This is a genomic window from Sphaerochaeta globosa str. Buddy (genome assembly GCF_000190435.1).
In the GTDB taxonomy this organism is placed as follows: Bacteria; Spirochaetota; Spirochaetia; order Sphaerochaetales; family Sphaerochaetaceae; genus Sphaerochaeta; species Sphaerochaeta globosa.
Genome location: NC_015152.1, coordinates 2,672,448 through 2,696,812, shown reverse-complemented (window position 1 = coordinate 2,696,812; position 24,365 = coordinate 2,672,448). Strand labels below are relative to the sequence as shown.

The 24,365-nt window shown below is 47.6% G+C and carries 20 protein-coding genes and 1 riboswitch; of the genes, 8 read left to right on the top strand and 12 right to left on the bottom strand.

Annotation, left to right across the window (positions count from 1 at the left end):
• Positions 1-113: 113 nt before the first annotated feature.
• Positions 114-719: a hypothetical protein gene (locus SPIBUDDY_RS12540; RefSeq protein WP_013608138.1), complete on the bottom strand. Its 606-nt coding sequence runs from the start codon at positions 717-719 to the stop codon at positions 114-116.
• Positions 720-1,043: 324 nt separating this feature from the next.
• Here SPIBUDDY_RS12540 and SPIBUDDY_RS16230 point away from each other — a divergent pair, with 324 nt between their 5' ends.
• From SPIBUDDY_RS16230 to SPIBUDDY_RS12515, 6 genes are all read left to right on the top strand, one after another.
• Positions 1,044-1,208 carry a hypothetical protein gene (locus SPIBUDDY_RS16230; RefSeq protein ID WP_155816113.1) on the top strand — a complete coding sequence of 55 codons (165 nt, stop codon included), beginning with the start codon at positions 1,044-1,046 and terminating at the stop codon, positions 1,206-1,208.
• 403 nt (positions 1,209-1,611) lie between these two features.
• A riboswitch (Fluoride riboswitch) is annotated at positions 1,612-1,695 on the top strand.
• Between the two features lie 436 nt (positions 1,696-2,131).
• Positions 2,132-3,337, top strand: coding sequence for an InlB B-repeat-containing protein (locus SPIBUDDY_RS12535; protein WP_013608137.1), 1,206 nt, complete (start codon positions 2,132-2,134; stop codon positions 3,335-3,337).
• Between the two features lie 308 nt (positions 3,338-3,645).
• A complete protein-coding gene (gene aceE, locus SPIBUDDY_RS12530) occupies positions 3,646-6,312 on the top strand; it encodes a pyruvate dehydrogenase (acetyl-transferring), homodimeric type (RefSeq protein WP_013608136.1) in 2,667 nt (888 codons plus the stop codon).
• 13 nt (positions 6,313-6,325) lie between these two features.
• The gene (locus SPIBUDDY_RS12525) at positions 6,326-7,636 is read left to right on the top strand and encodes a 2-oxo acid dehydrogenase subunit E2 (RefSeq protein ID WP_013608135.1); all 1,311 of its coding nucleotides are present in this window, start codon (positions 6,326-6,328) and stop codon (positions 7,634-7,636) included.
• 14 nt (positions 7,637-7,650) lie between these two features.
• A complete protein-coding gene (gene lpdA, locus SPIBUDDY_RS12520) occupies positions 7,651-9,057 on the top strand; it encodes a dihydrolipoyl dehydrogenase (protein WP_013608134.1) in 1,407 nt (468 codons plus the stop codon).
• Positions 9,058-9,198: 141 nt separating this feature from the next.
• Complete coding sequence (locus SPIBUDDY_RS12515) at positions 9,199-10,251, top strand: Fic family protein (RefSeq protein ID WP_013608133.1); 1,053 nt, start codon at positions 9,199-9,201, stop codon at positions 10,249-10,251.
• Between the two features lie 106 nt (positions 10,252-10,357).
• Here the strand turns inward: SPIBUDDY_RS12515 and SPIBUDDY_RS15830 are convergent, their stop codons facing one another.
• From SPIBUDDY_RS15830 to SPIBUDDY_RS12460, 11 genes are all read right to left on the bottom strand, one after another.
• Positions 10,358-11,050, bottom strand: coding sequence for an SGNH/GDSL hydrolase family protein (locus SPIBUDDY_RS15830; RefSeq protein WP_245523778.1), 693 nt, complete (start codon positions 11,048-11,050; stop codon positions 10,358-10,360).
• A gap of 208 nt (positions 11,051-11,258) precedes the next feature.
• Positions 11,259-12,506: an AGE family epimerase/isomerase gene (locus SPIBUDDY_RS12505; RefSeq protein ID WP_013608131.1), complete on the bottom strand. Its 1,248-nt coding sequence runs from the start codon at positions 12,504-12,506 to the stop codon at positions 11,259-11,261.
• Positions 12,503-13,300 (bottom strand): AraC family transcriptional regulator, encoded by a 798-nt coding sequence (locus tag SPIBUDDY_RS12500; protein ID WP_013608130.1) that lies wholly within the window; start codon positions 13,298-13,300, stop codon positions 12,503-12,505. Before SPIBUDDY_RS12500 ends, SPIBUDDY_RS12505 begins: the two co-directional genes overlap by 4 nt.
• A complete protein-coding gene (locus SPIBUDDY_RS12495) occupies positions 13,297-14,289 on the bottom strand; it encodes a mannonate dehydratase (RefSeq protein WP_013608129.1) in 993 nt (330 codons plus the stop codon). The genes SPIBUDDY_RS12500 and SPIBUDDY_RS12495 overlap by 4 nt, the downstream gene beginning before the upstream one ends.
• On the bottom strand, positions 14,274-15,119 hold the full coding sequence (locus SPIBUDDY_RS12490; RefSeq protein WP_013608128.1) for an MBL fold metallo-hydrolase: 846 nt from the start codon (positions 15,117-15,119) through the stop codon (positions 14,274-14,276). Before SPIBUDDY_RS12490 ends, SPIBUDDY_RS12495 begins: the two co-directional genes overlap by 16 nt.
• Positions 15,119-15,901 carry an SDR family NAD(P)-dependent oxidoreductase gene (locus SPIBUDDY_RS12485; protein ID WP_013608127.1) on the bottom strand — a complete coding sequence of 261 codons (783 nt, stop codon included), beginning with the start codon at positions 15,899-15,901 and terminating at the stop codon, positions 15,119-15,121. Before SPIBUDDY_RS12485 ends, SPIBUDDY_RS12490 begins: the two co-directional genes overlap by 1 nt.
• Before the next feature lie 13 nt (positions 15,902-15,914).
• The gene (locus SPIBUDDY_RS12480) at positions 15,915-17,195 is read right to left on the bottom strand and encodes a TRAP transporter large permease (RefSeq protein ID WP_013608126.1); all 1,281 of its coding nucleotides are present in this window, start codon (positions 17,193-17,195) and stop codon (positions 15,915-15,917) included.
• Positions 17,192-17,734: a TRAP transporter small permease gene (locus tag SPIBUDDY_RS12475; protein ID WP_013608125.1), complete on the bottom strand. Its 543-nt coding sequence runs from the start codon at positions 17,732-17,734 to the stop codon at positions 17,192-17,194. Before SPIBUDDY_RS12475 ends, SPIBUDDY_RS12480 begins: the two co-directional genes overlap by 4 nt.
• An 84-nt stretch (positions 17,735-17,818) precedes the next feature.
• Complete coding sequence (locus SPIBUDDY_RS12470) at positions 17,819-18,826, bottom strand: C4-dicarboxylate TRAP transporter substrate-binding protein (RefSeq protein ID WP_013608124.1); 1,008 nt, start codon at positions 18,824-18,826, stop codon at positions 17,819-17,821.
• A 35-nt stretch (positions 18,827-18,861) separates the two neighbouring features.
• The gene (locus tag SPIBUDDY_RS12465; protein ID WP_013608123.1) at positions 18,862-19,794 is read right to left on the bottom strand and encodes an RraA family protein; all 933 of its coding nucleotides are present in this window, start codon (positions 19,792-19,794) and stop codon (positions 18,862-18,864) included.
• Between the two features lie 33 nt (positions 19,795-19,827).
• Positions 19,828-21,171, bottom strand: coding sequence for a mandelate racemase/muconate lactonizing enzyme family protein (locus SPIBUDDY_RS12460; protein ID WP_013608122.1), 1,344 nt, complete (start codon positions 21,169-21,171; stop codon positions 19,828-19,830).
• Positions 21,172-21,858: 687 nt separating this feature from the next.
• Here SPIBUDDY_RS12460 and SPIBUDDY_RS12455 point away from each other — a divergent pair.
• Both SPIBUDDY_RS12455 and SPIBUDDY_RS12450 read left to right on the top strand, forming a co-directional pair.
• Positions 21,859-22,866 carry an IS1/IS1595 family N-terminal zinc-binding domain-containing protein gene (locus SPIBUDDY_RS12455; RefSeq protein WP_013606063.1) on the top strand — a complete coding sequence of 336 codons (1,008 nt, stop codon included), beginning with the start codon at positions 21,859-21,861 and terminating at the stop codon, positions 22,864-22,866.
• A 158-nt stretch (positions 22,867-23,024) separates the two neighbouring features.
• On the top strand, positions 23,025-24,362 hold the full coding sequence (locus SPIBUDDY_RS12450; protein ID WP_013608121.1) for an ABC transporter substrate-binding protein: 1,338 nt from the start codon (positions 23,025-23,027) through the stop codon (positions 24,360-24,362).
• The last annotated feature ends 3 nt before the right edge of the window (positions 24,363-24,365 follow it).

Genomic DNA, 24,365 nt, shown 5'->3' with positions numbered 1-24,365 from the left:
TTTGCAGAGATACTCTTCAAAATGATCAGCGCAACAAAAAGCCCCACACGTTTCTGGAGAACTCCAGAGAATGTAGGGCTTTTACCTTTTGGATTGCCAGGTTCTAGTAGGTTTTAGAAGCTGAGGGCAACACCTAGTTTTCCCGTAATCGTGTAGCCTTCGACATCATAATCTACCGTAGTCGAGCTCCCTCCGAGGGTGTATTCTCCCTGCTCGGTAAGGGGGAATGCGACATCTACTCCTCCAACAATTGCGAGGGAGTCGGATAGGTGGATGAGCAGGTCACTTGCAAGTATCGCACTGAGTGTATTGAAGTTGATCACATAATCAGTTCCTAGGATACTGCCAGTTCTTGCATACCGTTCGTACATAAGGCCTGCACCAAGTTCAAGCGAGAGCAAGTCTGACAGGGGGAGCATGAATTTTCCAGTAGCTCCAACATTCATTGTCAGCGGATAATCCTCGACTTCCAACTCCTCTCCGTCCCTTTGGTGAATAGCTGTCTTGGAAAAACCAGCTTGGAATCCTATTCCGACGGGGGAATCGCCAATACCAATGGTTCCTGCGATATTCAAACCGATAGGAATGATGGTGTGATCTTCAGTTCCCGTTTCCTGTTTGACAGAGGCTGTGCCTTGGACACCTATCCAGCTTGGCGCTGCAAACAGAAGTCCGGTTGATAGCAATACGATTGCTACTACAATAAACATTTTTTTCATGATTTTTCTCTTTTCCCTAGGATTTGTCCTAGAATCTTTTTGTAAGTAGGAGGTGATGTGGAATAAAAAGTACCTAAAATCAATATACACCAATATTCATTAATTAACAACAAATATTAATAATAATAAATATTATTTAATAAATATTGTCAGAAATCGAGCTATACCAGAGTGTTTTTAGTCTCAGGGAAATTTTTCTTAGTACCGTTGATTATGCGAAGAACTTCCTTGATTTCCTCTGGAAGTATTTGAATTATTTGTTTATCGCAGGTATCCAAGAATATAATTATTCAATATTCCTATAACCTACTCGGTTCCGAGCAGATGGAAAGCATGCAACAGCAAGGCAAGGTGATCAAATCGTACGGACACATCGATGAAACCAACAGGATGCTGATTGGTCACAGCATGTTGATTGTTGAAAGACCCTGTGATGAGTTTTCAGGGGTTTTAGGGGACAATGCACCTGGTCTGGATTCCAGACATTGAACGACAACCCTTACTGCTGCTAACCCGTATATTGAAATGGATTTCTTGAGCAATCCAAGGCATGCATTTTTCCTACACGAAATGTTTCAGCGAGAGACTCTGGACGGATTTGGGTCTGAAAGACTTAAAGCACTTGGCTTCGTGTTTTCCTGAAAAGAGTATACCGGATACCTGCCTCTGAGGGAATTTGATTTGTTCGTTCAAGGTCCAGGTTGGCGCTTCAGCGGACAGCCTGGGTGAGGCATCGAGTAAGCCTGCGTATAACAGCTTGTTTCCTTATCAATCATGGCCCGTTTTTATCAGAGAGTTCAGAGGTGCTGCTATGCAAGGTTAAGGCAGTTTTCCTTGTATTTTGATTTGAGGTATCTGAGCAACATTGACCAAAAGTTCGTTTTTGGTTAGCCTGCATTCAGGCGATGGGGTTCGCCGAAACCTATTTGGTATAAACCGCACGTTATAAACGTTTGCTGATAACTCCTACAAATTGTAAGGCCGCACTCTTGCTGCATCCAATAGGATGCACATTGATAGTGTGTGCCTGAAGTAGGAGGAAGGTATGGCCTTCAGTCTATCGAGGCGAGTTCCCTGCTGCGTTTCTGATAGTAAGTGACACCAACGGCTTTTTGCTCTGCAGTATATTCTTTTTTACTCGAGACGTTACCAGTGATTGGCGTTTCAGTATTGTATACATGATGGTCTATTAGCAATTATTCTCTCCTTTTTACTTGACCCGCTAAAAGTCTGGAATTTATACTGCCATCCATAACATACCAACATCCCCTATTTGCTGTCTCAGCTTTGATGCTTTGCCTGTACGTGGTGGCAAGCGTCATGCTTAAGAACGTGGCTGAGGGATAGAGAAGGAAGAGTTCGTGATGCACACATTGCAACGTATGGTACTTGTAGTAGGCTAGATACTGACGATGGGGCTTCTGTTGATATCCTGTACTGATGAAATTGAGATGGTCCAGGTCCATTTTGACAGTAGGGAGGGAAGTTCCCTGGATGCAGTAGGGGTGGCCAAAGGAAACCGACTTTCCGAGCCGGAAAATCCGCAGCGAGAAGGCTATGCGTTTGCCGGATGGTATAAGGAAAGTACCTGTAGTACGGCATGGAACTTCACCACTGATGTTGTGGATGCCGACACCCTGCTCTATGCAAAGTGGACCCCTACAGTCCAAACGCTACGCTTTGATGCGAACGGTGGCGATAGGTCAATGGGTTCTCTTACCCTTGCAACCGGACAAGAGGCTTCGCTGCCAACATGTGCGTTCATAAACTCTGGCTATGTTTTTACCGGTTGGTCGACCAGCCCTGATGGGGAGCGAGAATATAGTGACGAAGGCCGGTACACCATGGGACCTGTTGATCAGACGCTCTATGCGCTTTGGATACCCCTGTGTTCCATCACCCTTGATCCGCAGGGAGGCTCTGGGGGAACTACCCATGTTATTGCCGTATTGGGAGAACCCATGCCACCTGATATGGATCCGCCTCAGAGACCCGGGTATCAGTTCTGTGGATACTCTGATCAAGCAGGCAGTGGAGGAACCCTGTACTATGCAGCGGATATGAGCAGTGTCAAAAACTGGGATAAGTCTACTGGTAGTACTGCGACGCTCTATGCACAGTGGAGCCCGACGAATCTCAATAGTTCTGCGGGTGGGCATGTTTTCTTTGACAAGGGCTTATATAGTGATGGATGGCGATATTTGGAGGCAGCCCCGGTATCTACTCAGTGGGTGGCCAAGCAGTGGAGTAGTGCGGAGCAGTTTCGGCTTGTCGGAGCGGCAGACTCTGCTATCGGTGATGGTTATGCAAACACCAACCTGATCGTCGATGAACTCGGGCAAGATGGAGAGTATGCTGCCCTGCTTTGTGCAAATCTCTCGGTTGAACATGATGGGGTGACCTACGATGATTGGTTTCTCCCCAGCCACGACGAGCTTGCTTTGATGTATCAGGTACTGCATCAAAGTGGGCTTGGGGGCTTTTTTAATACATACTATTGGAGTTCCTCCGAGCGTTCCTCCGCAATTGCGTTCATGGATAACTTCTCAGACCCAACCGAACCACTTGAAGCGGCAAAGACCTATTGTGCTCATGTTCGAGCCATCCGTGCTTTCTGAGTAATCGTTTTTCAGATCCTGCGGGACTGCCGATAGGCGGTAACGTGCTCTTCTCATTCTTGGCTTCATGTCCAACTGGCATGAAGCCATTGTTTTTATTTTATTGTAAAAAATTCTATTTTAAGCTACATATATGCAACTCTTTGTCAGAAATACACTTTCAAAGTATTCGGCTTCACGAATTCTCGCATGTGAACACAATTGCAGGTTGATATACTACAATTTTGGTAGTATATTAATTGAAGGTACAAATAGCATTTTTAATGATAAAATTATCAAGTACGTACACTCACCATCGGAGGAAATGTATGAGTAAACAGATTTTTCATGATCCAGACCCTGCAGAAACCAAAGATTGGCTACAGTCGTTAGAAGGTGTAATTCAGAAAGAAGGCGATCAGAAAACTGATTATTTGCTTTCAGAACTTACCCAAACCGCCCGTAACAAAGGTGTTGCAACATCTCCTGGAGTCATAAGCCCTTATATCAATACAACTATTACTGACCCGAGTGCGGCCATTCCCGCCGAAGAGTCCCTTATCGCCCGAAATGTGTCTGCGTTTGTCCGTTGGAATGCCATGGTAATGGTAGCTAAGGCAAATGAAGGGGGAAAAGGCTTGGGCGGGCATATTGCCAGCTACTCATCCTCTTCAGCAATGTATGAAGTGGGATTCAACTGGTTCTTTAGGGGACCACAGTCCGAACACGGTGCGGACTTAATCTACTTCCAAGGCCACTCATCGCCAGGCATGTACGCCCGGGCATTTGTGGAAGGAAGGCTGAGCGAAGAACAACTGGATCATTTCAGGCAGGAAACAGAAGGGAAAGGCCTCTCTTCCTACCCACACCCTTACCTGATGCCTGAGTTCTGGCAGTTCCCGACTGTCTCGATGGGCCTTGGTCCTTCGATGGCAACCTATCAGGCACGCTTCATGAAGTATATGGAAGGAAGGGGTCTGAAGAAACAAGGTGACAGGAAAGTCTGGGTATTCATGGGTGATGGCGAATCGGACGAACCTGAGTCCTTGGCCGCACTCTCTCTCGCATCCAGAGAGAAACTCGATAACCTCATCTTTGTGGTTAACTGCAACCTGCAGCGCCTGGATGGACCGGTTCGCGGCAATGGTAAGATTATCCAGGAACTTGAAGGAAAGTTCAGAGGTGCCGGCTGGAATGTCATCAAGGTTATTTGGGGAACTGAATGGGACTCCATCTTGGAAAAGGATACGAAAGGATTACTCCTGCAAAAGCTCGCACACATGGTTGACGGGGAGTTCCAGACCATACAGGCTAAAGGCCCCGCATATCTGCGTGAGAAACTTTTCTCCGGGGATGCATACCTTGAGTCGCTTATTGAAGGCAAGACCGATAAGGACCTGTGGCAGTTAAGTCGTGGAGGTCACGACCCAAGAAAGATTTATCAGGCTTTCCATGCGGCATCGAACCATAAGGGAGCCCCTACGGTCATTCTTTTCAAGACCATCAAAGGGTATGGCATGGGAAGCGGAGAAGGTGCGATGGGCGCTCACAACCTGAAGCATATGGAAGAGAAAGACCTTCTCGCCTTCAGGGATCACTTCCATGTACCCATTGATGACGAGCAGGCGAAGAACATGGTGTTCATCAAGCCTGATCCAGAAAGTAAAGAAGGGAAATTCCTCACAAGGCGCCGAGAGGTAATGGGAGGCCCTGTTCCTTTCCGTTATAAGGATGGAGAGAAGCTGACGGTTCCCGCATCCAAAAGTTTTGAAGACATGGTTGCCTCTTCAGGTGATAGAGAGCTTTCCACCACCATGGCCTTTGTCCGTCTGCTTACCAAGCTGGTTAAGGACGAGAACATTGGTGAAAGAATTGTTCCCATCGTCTCCGATGAGGCACGAACATTCGGTATGGAGGGCTTGTTCAGACAGATTGGAATTTATGCACCGGACGGCCAGTTGTACGAGCCGGTGGACAAGGATTCGTTCCTTTGGTATCGCGAGGATAAGAAGGGACAGATTCTGGAAGAGGGAATTACCGAAGCCGGAGCCATCTCCTCTTGGATAGCAGCTGCTACCAGTTATGCAAACCATAAGGTTTCCATGATTCCTTTCTTCATTTTCTACTCAATGTTCGGTTTCCAGCGTATCGGTGACTTCATCTGGGCCGCAGGGGACAGTGGGGCAAAGGGCTTTTTACTGGGAGCAACTGCCGGAAGAACTACCTTAAACGGTGAGGGTTTGCAGCATGAGGACGGGCATGGGTTGCTTTTGGCATCCACCCACCCAACCTGTCAGGCATACGATCCCACCTTCTCCTATGAGCTTGCTGTAATCATCCAGGATGGATTGAAGCGCATGTATGAGGATAACGAGAACATCTTCTACTACATCACGCTGATGAATGAGAACTACACCCATCCAGAGATGCCCAAGGGGGTCGAGGAAGGGATTAGGAAGGGTGCCTACCTCTTCAAAAAAGCCAAGAAGAACAAGAATCCTGTCGTCCAGCTTATGGGAAGTGGAACCATACTGAGGGAAGTCATCGCAGCTGCTGAGCTCCTTTCAAAGGACTTCGGGGTGGAAGCGGACATCTACAGCATTCTCGGGGTCAATGAACTGCATCGTGACGGCGTTGAAGCAGAGCGATACAACCTCACCCATCCGGAAGCTGAAGCGAAGGTGCCGTACCTTACCAAGCTTATGGAAGGCCACGACGGACCGGTGGTGATAAGCACCGACTATATCAGGGCCTATCCTGAGCAGATCAGAAGGCTCATCCCCAATCCAAGGGTTACCATCCTGGGTACTGATGGATTTGGCAGATCTGATTTCAGACAGGCCCTCAGACGGTTCTTTGAGGTTGACCGGTACTATATCGCCGTTGCAGCGCTTAAGGGACTTTCCGATGAAGGTACCATTCCTGCCAAGCGCGTAAGTGAGGCACTAAAGAAATATGGCATTGACGTTGATAAGCCCAATCCATTGTTGAAGTAAGGAGGTAGGAAACATGGCAATAAAGCAAATACTCATCCCGGATATCGGGGATTTCGAAGATGTGCCGATCATTGATGTGTACATCAAAGTCGGTGATATCATTGCAGTTGAAGGCTCCGTGGTAGCTCTTGAAAGTGAGAAGGCTGTCATCGATATTCCTTCCCCCTTTGCAGGGACCGTCACAAAGGTTCTGATCAAGGAGGGCGATACTGTCTCCAAGGGCTCTCTGGTGGCGGAGATTGAGGTTGCATCAGAAGAAGTTGAAGAAGCAAAGCAAAGCTCTGCAAAAGAGCCCGAGAAACAACAACCTGCTGCACCTAAGGAAGAAATAAAGCCGGAAGTGGTTGCTGAAATTGAGCAGCCGACAGAAGTGGCCGAAGAGAAAGAACCTGCCAGTGAGCTTATCAATGAACAGGCACCGGGTGCTGTCTTTCATGCTACCCCTTCACTACGCAAGTATGCACGGGAGCTCGGAGTCGATCTTGCTCTGGTGAAGGGTAGCGGGCCCAACGGAAGGATCTTGCATGAAGATGTGCAGGCTTTGGTCAAGAAGGCTCTCAGTGGTAGCAAAGAGTCTACTGCTTCCTTCGGCAAAATCGAGCTGGAGGACTTTTCAAAGTACGGGAAGACCGAACGAAAGAGACTTTCCCGTATTCAGAAAATCTCCGGACCGCATCTGCAGAAGAGTTGGCAGATCATTCCTCATGTCACCCAATTTGATGAGGCTGATGTCACCGATCTTGAGGTTTTGCGAAAGGCGATCAAGGAAGAGATGAAGCGAAGTGACGAGCCTGTGAATATCAGCATCCTTCCCTTCATTATCAAGGCTGTTGTCGCAGCATTGAAGAAGTTCCCTGAGATGAACGCTTCCTTTGATGAGGACAGCGGTGAGTTGATTCTCAAGCACTACTACCATATCGGGGTTGCTGTGGACACCCCCGAGGGCCTGATCGTACCGGTTCTCAAGGATGCCGATACGAAGAGTGTGACAGAGATTGCAAGAGAGATTACATCCATAAGCCAGCGTGCCCGAGACAGAAAACTGAAGCCGGAGGACCTTAGCGGAGGATCGTTCAGCATTTCAAGCCTCGGAGGAATCGGTGGTACGGCATTCACGCCCTTGATCAACCCACCGCAGGTTGCCATCCTTGGTGTCTCACGGCTTACCAAGAAGCCGGTATGGAATGGCAAGGAATTTGCTCCCCGTGACGTTCTGCCTTTCTCTGTAGCCTACGACCATAGAGTCATCGATGGTGCTGCAGCAGTTCGCTTTACCACGTATCTCGCCTCCCTCTTGGGCGATTTGCGACGTGTACTACTCTAAGGAGGTGTGTACAGATGCAAGAAAAGAAAACAGACCTCGTGGTCCTCGGAGGAGGACCCGGTGGGTATAGTGCAGCTTTTAGGGCTGCTGATTTAGGTCGGAAGGTAACGCTCATCGAAAAGAGCTCTGTTTTGGGAGGGGTATGCCTGAATGTAGGCTGCATCCCTTCCAAGACGTTGCTCCACCTTGCCGAGGTGATAGAGGATGCCCAAAAGCTTGCTCCGCTTGGAGTGTCTTTCGGTAAGCCTACGTTTGACCTGGAGAAGATCAGAGCCCATAGGGATTCGGTCGTACATACCCTTACCTCGGGGCTGGACCAGTTATGCAAGGCAAGAAAGGTCGAACGCTTGGTGGGAGTCGGTACGTTTCTCAGTGATACCGAGCTGAAGGTGGTTACCGATAAGGAAGAGCTGAAGCTTACCTTTGAAGACTTGATTATCGCCGTCGGCTCCCGTTCGGTGCAGATACCGGGCATTCCTTACGAGGACCAGCGTATCTGGGACTCTACAAAAGCCTTGGAGCTCACGCACATTCCCAAGCGGCTTGCGATCATAGGGGGAGGGATCATAGGGCTGGAAGTGGCTACCATGTACCACGCCCTGGGCTCGGAGATTACCATTATTGAGATGATGGATTCCCTCATCCCTCCTGCTGACACCGATCTCAAGCAGCCATTGGTGAGAAAGCTCAAGAAGCAGTATGCAGCCATCTATACCTCCACGAAAGTCGAGAAGGTGGAAGCGAGAAAGGATGGCCTTGTGCTCTATTTAAAGGGGGAGAAGGCTCCTAGCACAATCGAAGCTGATGCTGTGCTTGTAGCAGTGGGAAGGAAGGCCAATTCCGATGGCATTACACTAGAGAATACGTCGATTAAGACGACCAAGCGCGGCTGGATCGAGGTGGACAAGAAGCTGAGGACCAATGTCGCTCATGTGTTTGCCATTGGAGATGTTGTGGGAGACCCCATGCTCGCCCATAAGAGCAGTCACCAGGGCAAGGTGGCAGCCGAGGTGGCATCGGGACACGCTTCTGCTTTCACTCCCATGGGGATCCCCTCTGTCGCCTATACAAACCCCGAGGTCGCATGGATTGGTTTGACCGAAATGGAGGCTAAGGAGAAGGGGATAGCCTTCAAGAAAGGTTCGTTCCCGTGGACGGCAAATGGGAGGGCATTGAGCGCTGTCGCCTCCGAGGGGGTCAGCAAGGCCCTCTACGACGAAAAGACAGGACGCTTGTTGGGAGCGGGAATTTGTGGGAGGAATGCAGGCGAGCTTATCTCTGAGGCTGTGCTTGCCCTTGAGATGGGCGCTGTCGCCCAGGATATTTCGCTAAGCATCCATCCGCACCCAACCCTCAGCGAGACGTTTGCACTTGCTGCAGAACTTGCAGAAGGCACAGCAACCGATACGCTAAATAGGTGAATAGTAGAGAGCCCGCCCAGACAAAAAAGGACGGGCTTTCTGTCTCCAAGCGGATGTAGTGAGTTGTTTTCTCCCACAGGGATTGATTATCTCCCAAAATAGAGTATTCTATGGGAGATAAAGGAAACACGTGGGAGAAAGATGCACCAATTCGATTATATCAAATTGAAAGAAAGCTCTTGGGACAGTGAGGTCCTCTCGTTTGTTGCTCAGATTCGCGAGCATAAGGGAAAACAGGAGCTGTATCTCAGGCAGAAACCGGTCGAACTGGAACGTTTGATCGAGGTGGCAAAGATCCAGAGCACCGACAGTTCGAACAGGATTGAAGGCATTGGGACCTCAAGTGCACGGATGCGGGATTTGGTCCAGGAAAGGACTACCCCTAAAAACCGCGACGAACAGGAAATCGTAGGCTACCGCGATGTCCTGAATACGATTCACGAAAGCTACGAGCATATCCCGCTCAAGAGCGATATAATTCTGCAATTGCACAGGGACCTACTTGCATACACTGACAAGACTTTCGGTGGGAAGTTCAAGAATTCCCAAAATTACACCACTGAGACTCATACCGATGGCAGCTCCTTTACCCGCTTCACGCCGCTTGAGCCTTTTGAGACACCGATGGCAGTGGATGCAATCTGTAGCAGCTATCAGCAGGCTCGTGAGAATCAAGTGATTGATCCGCTGATCCTGATTCCAATCTTCATTTGCGATTTTCTCTGCATTCACTCGTTCAATGATGGCAACGGCCGACTGAGCCGGCTCCTTACTACATTGCTGTTGTACCAAAGCGGTTTCATTGTCGGCAAGTACATCAGCATGGAGCAGAAGATTGAGAAGTCAAAGGATACGTACTACGATGTATTGGAGAAAGCCTCCAACAGCTGGCGTGACAGGAAAAATGATTACGTTCCCTTCATCAAGTACTTTCTGGGGATTGTCTTGAATTGTTATCGTGATTTTGAAACCAGGCTTGGTTCGGTCGACTTCAAGAGTACCCCGTATGAGATTGTAAGAAAAGCAGTTGGTGATACCTTGGGAGTATTCACCAAGACGCAGATTCTCGAGCTTTGTCCCAGCCTCGGTAGTTCATCCGTTGAGGCTGCACTTAAACGCCTCAAGGAGGAAGGTATCATTTTCCGCCTAGGCGGCGGCAGAAGCACCACATATATACGGAATCATAATCAATAGTAATCTCCCATACAATACACTCAATGGGAGATTAATGCCGTACGTAGAAGAATCATGCGGTACCTGGACGGTACATGGCGGAGCTGCCTGTCGAATTCATCAGCTGTTACTGATAATCCATTACAAGGTTCAAGCCTGCCTGCATCAGGGAAGCGAGCACTTCCATGCCCATGCGGGTTGGATGGAGACCGTCGGTAAGCATCCCATCTCCTTCGGTGATTGGATGCAGGGCAAGGTCGATCAGGTGAGCTTTCGGATAGTCTGCAACGATAGATCGAATGCTGTCGGCAAGGTCAAGTTGGGTCCACCCATGGATGTTCTGTTCTGTTAGTGCGTGGTCGGTCCTTTGCAGCGGTGTGCAGAAATAGAGCTTGCTTTTTGTGTGTCGCTTTAGCATCATCTCTACCAAGTTCCGGTATGCTTCGGTAAAGATTTCTTTGGTAGCGGGTTGTTCCTTCGCTCCCCAGTCATTGGTTCCCCCAAAAATGATGATTATATCGCCGCATAGTGGGCTTTGTCTCTTCTCGTCCAGAAAGGAAGAGGTAATCGGTCTGTTTCCCGTCCGGCTGACTCTGCTGCCCGAATAGGACTCATTGACCAAAAGACTTAAGCCTGTTCTCTTTGAAAGGATATGCCACCAGGTTTGAGAGACATCTACGACATCTACGCCATCTTTTGGATAGAAAAGTTCATTCTCCTCAGGCACGTAACCAGCGAAGGTCGATATCGAGTCTGCGAGAATTGAAAAAGTGTTTGCTGCTATGCCGGGCAGGATATTGCTGAGCTTTTTCTCCGTCAATGGATTAAGCCACGCCCTTTGGTGAGATTGGCATAGATACGACAATTTCGAAGGTTGAACTGGATGCTTAGAAGCTGGTGGGAGGTATTGTGTTTGTAGATGCATTCTGTAATGTCTCCGCTTTGTTTGCCATTGAGGAAGGAAGTCTAGTAGGTTCGTTCAGGCAAGTCACTGAAAGCTCAGTTTTTGCTGATTCCAGTAATTCTGGTCAAGAAGTAAGCTGCTTCACTCGTCGATTAATCTCAAGGCAGGCCCGTACGGTATGGTAGGGACATTTGTAGGCGCTGGCTTTCTCCTTGCCGGTCCTGCTGTCCCTTGCCCTCTGTTGTTGAATGCTCACCTCATCTGTGTAGGGATTTTTTGCCGAAGAAAACCATTCTCCTCCATCCCAGTCGACCAGATGTTGTTCGATAAACTTCCATATTTCAGTTGCCCAGTTTAGGAAACAGTTTTCGTTGGTGGCCTCATAGGCATCCAACAGAGCGACCATTGCCTCTGCATGGACATACCAAACCTTGCAACGATTTAGTCCATGCTGAACATGAGATGAGAAAAAAAGGCCCCCATGCGTCTCATCCAAAGCAATATGCATGACATTTCTCACCAATGTAGTACAAAGTTGGTCGACTCTCTTTTCGTCTCCACAAAGCCTTGCAGCTCGTCTGAGAAGGTATGCTGTCTCCAGTTCGTTGGAGAAGTTTATCGTTTCATCCATTGGCTTAGCCTGATCTGAGATTGAGATAAATAGATGATTGTTCGTGCAATCGAGGAACCATTGGAGAATGAAGGTTATTTGGTCCTTAATCTGATTTGATTTTTTTTCGCTTGGGGCTGCTTCTTGAAGTTCAATTGCTGCCTCAAGCATGTGCAGTTGGCTGTTAAAGATGAAAGGCGCTCCTTGGTTGTTCATCCACCAGAAGTGTTCATCCACCTCGTCACGCCAGTCGCGAGTGAGGGTGTCGGTGAAACCTCCTCTCACTATCTGGGCATGTTGAAGAAGAAGTTGGTGGGTGTTACTTGCTTCCAAGAGCGCTTCATTGCTCCCGGTAGCCTTTGAATACCGTGCCAGGGCGATGATGTAGAAGGCTTGAGCAAAGATCCGTTTTTGTAGAACCAAAGGTGTGGAGTCAGCCTGTATTTGGTAGAAGATACCCCCGTAGAGAGGATCCCTGAAAGAGTTGAGCAGGGTTTTGTAGGCAGCATCAGCAAGTTTAAGACAGGCAGTGTCCCCGGACTGTTCGTAGACGGCACTGTAAGCCCAGAGCATCCGGGTCAATAGTATGGCGTTCAACGGGCGTGTTTTGTCGGGTATCCGATTCTGGTCAATATATGAGTAAAAACTCTGATTCTGCTCATCAAAGAGAGCTTCTTTCCAGAAGGGGAGAATATTGGTCCCTAGGACATGCTGAGCACGTGCTGATAGATTGGTGAGGGTACTGAAATCATCCGTATTCATCGTTTCACCTGTGATGGAGGTGTACCTATGACCTGTTTGAAGAGCCGGCTGAAATAAAACTCATCATTGATACCTACCCGGTCGGCTACTTCGCTGATAGTATAGTGCTCGCAGGTAAGCAGATCGTAGGCATGGTGCATTTTGATATAGTTCTGGTATTGGACCGGTGAGAACCCGGTGAACTGTTTGAAGATTGTCCTGAAGTAAGAGGATGAGAGATCGACCATTTCAGCAAGTTCTTGGACCGAATAGTTCTCTTGTACATTACTTCCGATGACCGATAGCACATTGGATAGCACTTTGGAGTACTTTGAATGTTCCATATTCCCGGCCATCTTGCTAAAAAGCTGGTACATGATGGAATAGAGCAACCCTTTGCATTTCAGGATATAACCCGGTTTTTTTGTCCTCCATGCCAGTTCCATTTCCTTAAACCCTTGGATGACCGGATGGTTGGGTAGTTGGAGGATGTTTGGGATAGAGTCAAGAATTGCCTTGGTCTCATCATTTACATGGGAGAGACGGAACTTGATAACGATGAATTTCCAAGGACTGAAGGAGCTGGTAGTAGCGGAACGTGATTTTCCAGGAGGGATGAAAAGAATATCTCCCTTCTTGATCATCTTGTACTGATTGTCAATGGTATAGGTGACCTCTCCGTCGACCGAATAGCAGAGGATCCAACGGTCCATGAAACAGAGATTGCTCAACTTCCAGTCACGTTGGGTCTCAATGAAGACGGCACTGAGAATTTCGTCGATGGAAAAATCGTAGGTATTCTGTACAGAGATCATAGGCGTTGATTCTCCCGTATTTTACGTTTCTCTATAGCTTCCATAAGGCCTCTTAGGTAGCCGATGGTAAAGAGGTTACCCAAAATGCCGTATCCAGGAATCTGGTTGTTTTCTCCGATGAAGGTCGGGGTGTGGTCAGGTCGGATGACTCCCTTGAAGCCGATGTCGTAGTAGCTTTCGATGGTCTCTTCCATATCAGTAATCCCATCATCGGCAAAGCATTCTACGAATTGTTCGGCATTTCCTGTGACATCCCTGAAGTGAGCGAAATGGATGCGCTTGTCGAATCGTCGAATTTCCTTAGGTACATTACTACCCATCGTAGCGAAAGTACCCTGACAAAAGGCGATGCCGTTGTATTCGCTGGGAACCAGGTCAATGGCTTTCATCATGGCATCGCTACTGGTGAGTATCCGTTCTACACCGGCTATTTCTCCTACCGGGGGATCATCCGGGTGAAGGGCAAGCTGTATCTTATACATTTCTGCAACAGGAACCACGCGACTCATAAAGTATGCAAGGTTTTTCCAAAGGTCCTCTGCCTTCACTTTTCCAGCAGAGGTTTCCTCTAGATCCTTCACAGCATCGAGAGAAAAGGCTGTGGCAAGTGCACCACCCCGGACAGGAACCTCAAGGTTCGTTCTAAACCAGCCGAAAATCGGCATCCAGTTGTAACAGACTGTCTTGATACCAAGTTGGTGCATATTCTTGAGCAGAGTACAGAAGTTGTCGATGGCCTGATCGGCGTCATTGGTTCCCAGTTTGGCAGCATCGATGAACTTGATTCCTTCCAAGACGGCAATTTCCATGCCATATTGTTTCATCTCAAGCATCTGGGAACGCAAAGCTAAGGTATGCCAGCTTTCAATATAGGCACTCTGCTTTGCGCTGTAAGGGACAGTACAGACAGCCTTGTTGATGCCCAGTTGCTGGGCGATGGCTTTCAACGGTGCGTGGTGGTCCCCAAAAAAGTTCAGTGCAATATCCATCTGATAGTGCCTCCTTGTTCCAGAATATAGGTATCGTTCACGGTGGGAATCAGATACGAAAGGCCTTGTTTGTTCGCCTCGTTGACGAACCGACCAACCTGCTCCGTGTTGATTGTGAACATATCGTAATGGCAGGGAATGGCGATTTCAACGTTTGTTTTGAGTGCGAGGTTGATGGCCTCCAAGTATGTAAGATTCGAGGCAAACCCCTTCTCAAGAAGCTCCTGGGTGTAGCCATTGATCGGCAGGAATGCCATTTCTGGCTTGATACTGGATAAAAAGGCTTCCAAGGGGGGATGGGGAATTGTGTCCCCTGCAAAGAATAGGGTATGGGAGGAAAGCCGAATGGCGTAACTCAGGTAGGGGAACCCTGTTTCCTCCTTCTGGTCATAGTTGTTATGCTTTGCCCGGATGGAGTCTATAGTCAATCCATTCTCATCCCAATGTTGTCCATCATCGAGACTGATGACCCTACAGTTTTGTTCCGCCTTAATTCTTTGGGCGAGAGCTTTGGAAGCGATGACGGTACATGCAGGATTGGAGGAGAGAATTCCGCTGACCGTCACTTGGTCATAGTGGTCTCGATGTTCATGGGAGATGAGTATGTAATCAACCTTGGAGAGCTCTATAGGTTCGATCAGGATGTCCATCATGCGAATGTGACGTTTCCAACTCTGCTCCATAGTCGCCTTTTCCAAGGTGGTTGAAAGATATGGATCAATTACGATGCAAAGGGAGTCGGTCTTCAAGACGAAGCCGCTCTGTCCTATCCACCAGAAATAGATCTCCCCAACTTTGGGTTGTGCTTCCTTAATTATCGAACCGAGCATCAGGGAACCTGCTTGAGCATCAGTCCTCCGTCGATGACGACGGTGGCTCCGGTCATGTATCGGAAGGCGTCTCCTGCAAGTAGAGCTACTGCTTCCCCGATTTCTTCTATAGTTCCGATTCGTCTGAGAGCAACCTTCTTGTTGAATTCCTCCTTGAATCCGGGGGTATTGAAAGCCTCCGCATTGATTGGGGTGTCGATGGCACCAGGTGCACAGCTATTGACCCGAACGTTGTAAGGGCCGAGGGAGGAAGCGAGGGCTTTCACTGCTCCTTCCAAGGCGAATTTGGTGACCGAGTACATCGCCTGGGTGGGGTGAGGGTTCAACCCGTTGACTGAGGTGATAACCACAATCGAGCCCTTTCTCTGCGCCTTCATGATCCTTGCGGCCTGCTGCAGGCAACAAAGAGCACCTTTGAGGTTGGTATCCAGAAGCCCATCGATATCCTCCTGTTTTGTTTCCTCCAAGGTGGCATGGACCGAGTAAGCTGCATTGTTGATGTAGATATCAAGACATTCATGATGTTCTTTGTAAGTCTGGAAGAATGCGTTTACTTCTTTCCTGTCTGAAACATCAAGAGTATATGCTTCATGATACTCGCCAGGAAGTAGCTTCAACGTCTCCTGAAGGGTTCGAGGATTCCTTCCTACAATGGTAACATGGGCTCCCAGCCTGGCAAGAGAACAGGCGATGCCCCTACCGATACCTTGGTTGCCCCCCGTAACAATGGCGTTTTTTCCTTCAAGACTACAGATAGATTGGATAAAATCAGAGTCAAACATTCCTAGCCTTCCTTTAGAAGAGAAGATTGGGTATGACCATGGTAAACCATGGGATATAGGTTATTACTATTAACACCGCGATACAAACCCCTATGAAGGGAAGTAGTTCCCTGACAAGGAGGTCTGTCTTCACCTTGACCGTCCCTGAGACAAGGAAGATATAAGTCCCAAATGGTGGGGTGATCGCCCCGATGGCGCAGTTGAGGCACATAACCAGACCAAATTGTACCAAATCGATTCCCAATGCGGTCGCAACTGGTGCCAATAATGGGGCTAGGATAATCATCGTAGCCATGCCGTCAAGGAACATCCCAAGAATAAGCAGAAGTACATTGACGAAGAGTAGGAAGAGATATTTGTTTTTGCTGATTTCAATGAGTGAAGCGCTGAGGGCTTGGGGAATTCTTTCCCAGCTAAGATAGTAACTGAAGACATTGGCTGCGGTGAGGACCAGCATGACGGCTGCCATGCTCAATACCGATTCATAGAGAATCTTGGGAAGATCACGGAACTTCAGTTCCTTATAGACATATTTACCAATGATCAGGGAATAGAGAGCCATCATAGCTCCACCTTCAGTGGCGGTGAACATGCCGAAACGAAGGCCCATTATTAATCCAAAGGGGAGGAAGAGCGCCCAACTGGACTGCTTAGTCAGAGTCAAAATCTCCTTGATGGTTGCCCGTTTTGTTCTTGAGGGCTTGTATCCTCGCTTTCGGCTGATGAAGCCAACTAACAGCATCATGCCGATCATCATCAGTAAACCGGGTATATATCCAGCACTCATCAGTTTCCCAAGGGAAACTTCACAGACGAAGGCGAAGACGACTAACCCAACTCCAGGAGGGATGATTGGAGTAATGCAAGCTGAAGCTGCGGTTACTGCAGCGCTGAAGCCTTTGTCATACCCCCGCTTCTCCATTTCGGGAACAAGGAGTTTGCATTCCATTGCAGCATCGGCAGCTCCGCTTCCGGAGATACCTCCCATCAAGGTGGAAAGAAGGACATTGACATGTCCAAGACCACCGGTAAGATGACCCACCAGGGCATCGGCTAGAGACATGAGCTTTCCGGAAATTCCTGAGTAGTTCATGATTGTGCCGGCGGTGATGAAGAAGGGGACGGCCATTAAGGAGATACTCTCTGAAGAGGAGACAAGTCGTTGTATGACGACGTTGATTGAAATATAGGGGTCAAGGATGAAGTAGGGGATGACCGAGATGATCAGGGCGAAGGCGCAGGGGAAGCCAAGCATGAAGCTAATGGCAAGGATACACAATGGGATAAGGTTCATGCTTGTTCTCCTTGAAGCTCGACTTTCATATCGTCGGTTTCTTGATAGGCATTAGCGTAGTATTGCTTGAAATAGTCAGGTGCTTTGATACTCTTGATGAAGAAGTAGAGCGAATAAATGGTCATGCTGAGGAACCCGACGATGGCTGCGCTGTTGATGAATCGGTAGGAGACCATGAAAAATGAAGTAGTCTTGGTAGTTCTGATGGTAAATGCGATAGCCACATAGGTCAGTGTTGCGAATAGAATTACGCAAACCCCCATTAGGACTTGACGAAGTCTATACTGCATATTCTCGGGCAGTCGGTTGACGAGGAAATCCATTCCATAGTGGAGATTCTTTTTATGGCAGGCAGCAGCTCCGGGAAAGGTAGCCCAGACCAGGCAGATGACCGCAAGTTCTGTCGCCCAGCTCTTGGGTCTATCGAATGCATAGCGCATGACCACATTGAAGATGGTAAACAGCAACATTCCCGAGAGGCCGATGACCGAGATGGTTTCCTCAATGTGAAGTATCAACCAAAGGAGTTTCTTTTTCATTTACTCATTCCTGTGTTGTATGAATTTGAGAGAAGACCTCCCTTCCGATAGGCTTTCCCATCGAAAGGAGGGTCTTCAAATAGGTTAGTAGATTATCGCAGAAATCTGATCGAAGAGCCCCGCAGTCATATTCGGGAACATTGCAAAGCTAGCCTTGCCTGCCTTCTTCAGAGTCTCGACATCCACAGCAGAGGGTTTGACGAACTTCACACCGGCTTCTTCCATCTTCTGACGATACGAGGCTTGCGTTTCCAATCCCTTCTGGGTGAAAACCTTCCCGTACTTGACCATAGCATCTTGAAGGACCTTCTGGTCGGCGGAGGAGAGACTGTTGAAGATTGTGGCACTCATTGCCCAGCATGACGGAGCGAGGGAGTGTTCCGAGAGATAGATGTTCTTGGCGACTTCATGCAGGCTGTAAGAGTAAAGGGTACTCAATGGAGCTTCACAAGCCTGAAGCACTCCTTGACTCATGGCTGTGTAAATTTCGCTAAAGGGCATCGACTCGGTGGAGGAGCCTAAAGCCTGGAAGAAGGCAGAAACTGCTGCACCGGGAACGCGAAGCTTGAGATTCTTCAAGTCTGCAATGTTGTTGATAGGTTTGGTAGACATCACACTTCTAGGGGCAGCAGCCCAGTTCATGCAGAGCATCTTTAGTCCAGAGGCCTTCTCAATGTCGTTCGCCATTTTTTGGAAAAGCGGAGAGTCATTGAACTTCTGCACGGCATCAGGGGTTGGAAGAGCGTATAGTAGCGCCGTCCCCATGATGTCAGGACTTCCATAGGTGGCATAGAAGTCACCGGAGGTTCCTGCCAAGATATTTCCACCCATGACCATCTGTTCTGTGACGTCGGCCAAGGAACCCAGTTCGTTACTGTAGTAGATTTCGAACTTGATTCTTCCATTGGTAGCACTCTCAACCTCAGCGGCCATATCCTTGATGATATCGCCCTTGATGTCAGTCGAGGTTTCTGCCATGCTGACTTTCAAGACAACGGGCTTTGCCGCGGTCTCTGCTTGTCCGGTTGCGAACAACGATGAACTGAGCAGGAGCACGAGCAGAGCCAATACGATACGTTTTACCATTTTCATGTTTTCCTCCTTTTTGGAACAACGAAATAAACGGTTTATAATGCACTTTGACCACTGTGTGCGGTCAGGTCATTTGCTAAAGAATACTCTTCCGACCAATCGATTCCGCGGTAAGCATCTGCTTTTGGGTCGGTTTTGATGAACTCGACCAACAGATCGAGCATTTCTTTCGTCCAGACATGTTTATCTATTTGGGCGGTAGTGAATCGATTCAGGGAGATCATCTCAAATCCAAAAAGGTCCTTGATCTGCGTCTTGAACGCTCCATCGACCACAGAAGCTACTAGGTGTGGAGGAATGAAGAGCACTCCGCCACTACAACCGTACACAATATCCCCGGGGAGGCAGATGGCTGCTTCCCGACCCTGGCCAAGCCTGATGGCACCATTCATCTGAAGCATGGAGAAATCTCTGATTGGGGTTGGATCGATGCCTCGGTAATATACCTGTACATCGGGTACCTTCTGCATTTGTTCTACATCTCGTATGCCGCCCCAGATAACAGCTCCACCATGAATTGTTTTCGTTTGGATGGCAGTAAGCAAATTACCACCTACGAAGGTTCCCTTATAGATTTTGTCATACATGTCAATAATAATTACGTCGCCTTCGGTGAGGCTGTCGATAATCCACTGGTTGGGTGTACCGGAAAGCCCCTTCTGTTGTGCAAGGGTGAGGGAAGCTTCATGATAGTCCGGCCGAGAGGGGGCATACATGGCAGTTACCGCCCTACCGATCAGCTTACAATTAACATCCCCGGACTCCTTGAACTCCGGGTGGAGCGACTTCATCGCAATGAACTGGTTTTCATACCCTTTGACGAAGATGACCTTCCATAGCTCCTCCAATGTCATCTGTCGTAAAGCCTCCAAGTAGCGGTCCGCTACCTTGGGCCTCCCGTCGGCAAACCGTTCTCCTTTCCATTGGGGGGTTATTGAAATCAACTCCTCTGGTGTCGTGAAAATCATAGCTTTGTACCCATCCTTATAGTATTGGAGCCTTTAGCTCCAGAGTCTGTCGTTTGAGAACTCCTGGTCCCACTCATCGGTGCTTTCCCACAGGCCTGGAATCTTGGGATTGAGATGCGCTTGAATAACCGAATCGTTCAAAGACTCAATACCGAGTCCTGGTTTCTCTGGCACCTTGATGAATCCATCATGAATAAGCGGCTCATCAAGACCGATGACAATATTCTTCCACCACGGAACATCCACAGAGTGTAGTTCCAAGGCCATGACATTATGCATTGCTGCTGCTACATGTACCGCTGCCATACACGCGATTGGACTTTCAGCCATATGAATGGCCACTGCAATACCGGCATCATCGGCCATATCGGCTATTCTCTTCAGTTCTGCAGCTCCACCGCAGGTTAAAATGTCTGGGTGGATAACCGAGACAGCATGCGACTCCACCAACGGTTTGAAGTTTTCTGCGAGATAGATATCCTCCCCTGTACAGACCGGAATGGTCGTTGCTTCCTTAAGGCGCCTATACTGGTCAGTGTACATCCAGGGAACAATATCCTCGATCCAGGCAAGATTGTACTTTTCCATCCTACGGGCGAAACGTATGCCATCCTCAACACAAACGTGACCAAAGTGGTCTACAGCCAGCGGGATGTCATACCCAATAACCGATCTGACGTCAGAAATATACGTTTCCAGGTAATCCAGACCCTTTTCCGTAAGGTGAATCCCAGTAAATGGGTGAGCTGTAGTGGCAAGGGCATAACTCTTCTGATGACTGATCATGTCCGAAGTAACAGAACCACCTTGGGCATTCAATACATGCGGAGCATAGGTTTTCATCTCCTCAAGTAATCCTAAAGGAGCAGTAAGCATTCCCTCTTTACCTAATAACATTCCGATACCAAGATCCATTTTTAGAAAAGTGAATCCCATCGCCATCCGTTCTTTCAGTGCCTTCCCCATTTCCAACCCACTATGTCTACCTTCTACATCGGTATCACAGTAGATTCGTATTTTGTCTCGATACTTGCCTCCGAGCAGTTGGTAAAGAGGGACTTGATAGACTTTGCCTACAATATCCCAAAGTGCAATTTCGATGCCTGAGACCCCACCACCTTGACGGGAGTGACCTCCGAATTGTTTGATTTTTCGAAAAATCTTATCTACATTGCAGGGATTCTCGCCGATGATTCTGCTCTTTAGCATAAGTGCATAAGTTTTACTGGCAGCATCTCTGACTTCTCCGTACCCTTCGATGCCTTGATTTGTCATGATCTTCATCAAAGTACATCGCTTCGGTGCATCGATGATATCTGCAAATCGCATGTCGGTGATCCTGAGGGTTTCTGGATCGATTTGTTGGCTTGCTCTCATCAAAGATTCTCTCCTTGGAATTGCTTCTCTATAGTTATTCTACGCTAAGAAACGTAGAAATCCATGAAAAATATAACTATTATTTGCATAAAACAACTATCTCATTTATTGTCTAGAAGTACAGGTAATTTTCTTAAAAATTAATTAAATATATATAATAAAAAAAGATAAATACGATTAGGTATAATTTTACTTATACATACTCCTGTATATGTATCCTAAAAACAATATATCCATTTGTACAAAATGATTTTTATCGGAAATTTGAAATGGTAACCAATTTCAAGCGAACTATAGATTTCACGATGACTTTTCACCGAATTCACCACAAGCCGTTTTTTACGCTTTGAATGGCTTGTTCCCTAGATACCTAAGGACGAAATGATCTTTCTTTTTGGGATTGATATATTTTTGATTAGAGAATATGTAAGCGATTACATTAAATCTATATATTTTGCATTCTATGGTAGAAGCAATTACCATACAGAGAATTTTAAAAACTATGTAAAACAATATATTATAATAATATAATAAATTAAAATACAAAAACCCTCTTTTGCACAGTGTTGGTAAACTGTTAGCAAAATATTGAAATTAGTGGTAAGGTAATAAGGCATTGAGAGGGCGATGGAGCAGAAGATGTGGTAGTCCCTGCCCATTGTTCTCCCAATGCTTAGGACTACCACAATGCCCAAGCATATCACTTCATCCAGGAAGGAGACACCCTGGACCGGCAAGGACGATGCGACCCCGTTGCAATCATTCATTGATGCAATCAATCTGTCCAACTACAAGAAGAAGCATCCCTCAATTTCGGACACCGAAGAAAGTGAGCTTCTCAACTCCTATGCACCCCAGGAGTGCCGGTATTGCCAGAGCCTCAAGATCCAGAAATACGGATTCACGAGCAACCATGTCAGACGTTACCGGTGTTCGGATTGCGAAAGGACTTTCACGGTCACAACGGGCACCATATTCGACAACCACAAGATACCCATAAGCGAATGGGTGGATTATCTGCTCGGCTTGTTCAGGATGCAGAGCTTCAACTCAGTATCGAAATCAAACAGAAACAGCGACACAACAACGAATTACTGGACATCCAAACTCTGCCTTACACTCAGGGGATACCAAGATACTATTGTTCTCAGGGGAAAAGCTTACATCGATGAGACCTTCTACAAGCTGAGGAAAGAAGATATCCAGATGAAGGAGGATGGGCTGCAGTATCGTGGTCTATCACGAAACCAGATCTGCATGGGGATAGGATGCGATCTCTCCGGCCATGTTTTCTGTACCATCGAGGGGAACGGAAAGACATCCTCCAAGAAAACGTTGGAGGCATTCCTTCATCATATCGAGCCAGGGACAACCCTTGTCCATGATAGAGAGAAAAGCCATGACAGTCTGGTGAAAGACCTGCACTTGGTGAGTGAAGCTCATAGCTCGAAGTCGCTCAAAGGCTTGCCTGACAAGGAAAATCCAATGAACGAAATCAACCAGCGCTGTCGACAGCTCAAGCAGTTCCTGAACTCGCATTCCGGTTTTGACAGAGCCAATCTCTCTGATTACTTGAACCTCTTTGCTTTTATTGTCAATCCTCCCAACGACCCGTACAAAAAGATTGAAACTCTACTCAACAGGGTTTTCGAAAACCCTATTTCGCTCAGTTACAGAGAGAAATACTCAAACTAACGCTCTATTTGCAGTTGGCGACCAACACTGTGCAAAAGAGGGTTTAAATACAAATAAATGTAGAATTAATTAAAAATCTACCACATGTAAGCGTTGACAAATATGCAATGAGTGCTACACTACACGAGAAGATGCTGTATCATAAAAAGGAGAGAATTATGAAAAAAGCTTTGCTGGTATGGTTACTCATTACCCTTGTATTTCCAGCGTTTGCTGCAGGAAATATTGAACAAGCTGCCCCGATCAAGAGGGAGTCTTCGGTTTCTTCAGAAGAAATTGCGCTGGTAGGAGGAAGCCCATTCCCAAAAACTGTTGCGATTACATTCATGAATTCAAAACCAGAAATTACAGAAGCATTACAGGCAGGCTGTAAGGTGTTTGGCACTACGTACAATGTCGACATTGAACTGTATGAGACATCCTCTCCCGGTGATGCTTTGGCCAAGAAGTATGCATCAGGTGAAGCCCCTACGTTGGCTATTGTTGATTTGGCAAATATTCGGGACTTGTATGCAGAAAAATTGGTCGACTTGTCTGACGAAACTTGGGTTCCTCTTGGGGGGCGAGAACTAGGGGCGGTGATGAATGGCAAGGTGTATGGTATGCCTTTCACCATTGAAGGTACTGGCTTGCTGTATAACAAGACTGCAATTGAGAAAATTATTGGAAAACCCTTTGTTCCAACTGCCTATGCAACGCTCGACGCTTTCAAGGCCCTCTGTACTGAATTGCAGAAAGGTGGGATGAAGTATCCCGTCGTCCTCAACTCGGAAGATTGGTCTGTCAACAAGACCTACCAATGGATATATGCATTGCAGGATGGGACAATTAAGGGTGGGATTCAATTCCTGAAAGCTGTACACGATGGCAAGACTACGTATGAAGATAATGCAATTTTCCAGGGTGTGATGGATACCTACGACTATCTCATTTCCACCAATATCAACCATGCTGATCCGCTCGCTGCAGACTATGATTTGAATGCCAGCTATGTGGCGGAAGGGGAAGCAGCTTTCTGGCTGAATGGAACTTGGGCATGGCCTGATTTTGCCCCTTTTGCGGTTCAGGGTATGGAATATGGTATCTGCGGCTATCCCATTAACGGTGCCCCCGCTGTCCAGGCGAAAGCTTTTGGAGCTGCAACAAAGTTTATTATGATTGACAAAATCAACAGTAGCGAAGAGCAGAAAAAAGCTGCAAGATTGTTCTTGAATTGGTTGGTATTCACAAAGGAAGGGCAGGATTGTCTGGTGAATCAGTGTGAGATTGTCCCTGCGTTCTCAAACGTTACGTTACAGCCCACGAATCCGTTCAATGTCAGTCTGAAGAAACTGATCAACGACGGGTTGTTGGCCGAAGGCGTTACGTATTCACCTTCAGACCACAGGAGCGTATTGGCCGCCCCGCTTCAGGCATATCTAGCCGGAAAGAACTCAAGAATGGATATTGCCAAGTTGCTTGATGAGTATTGGACCAAACGACTGCCCAAGGAATGAGTT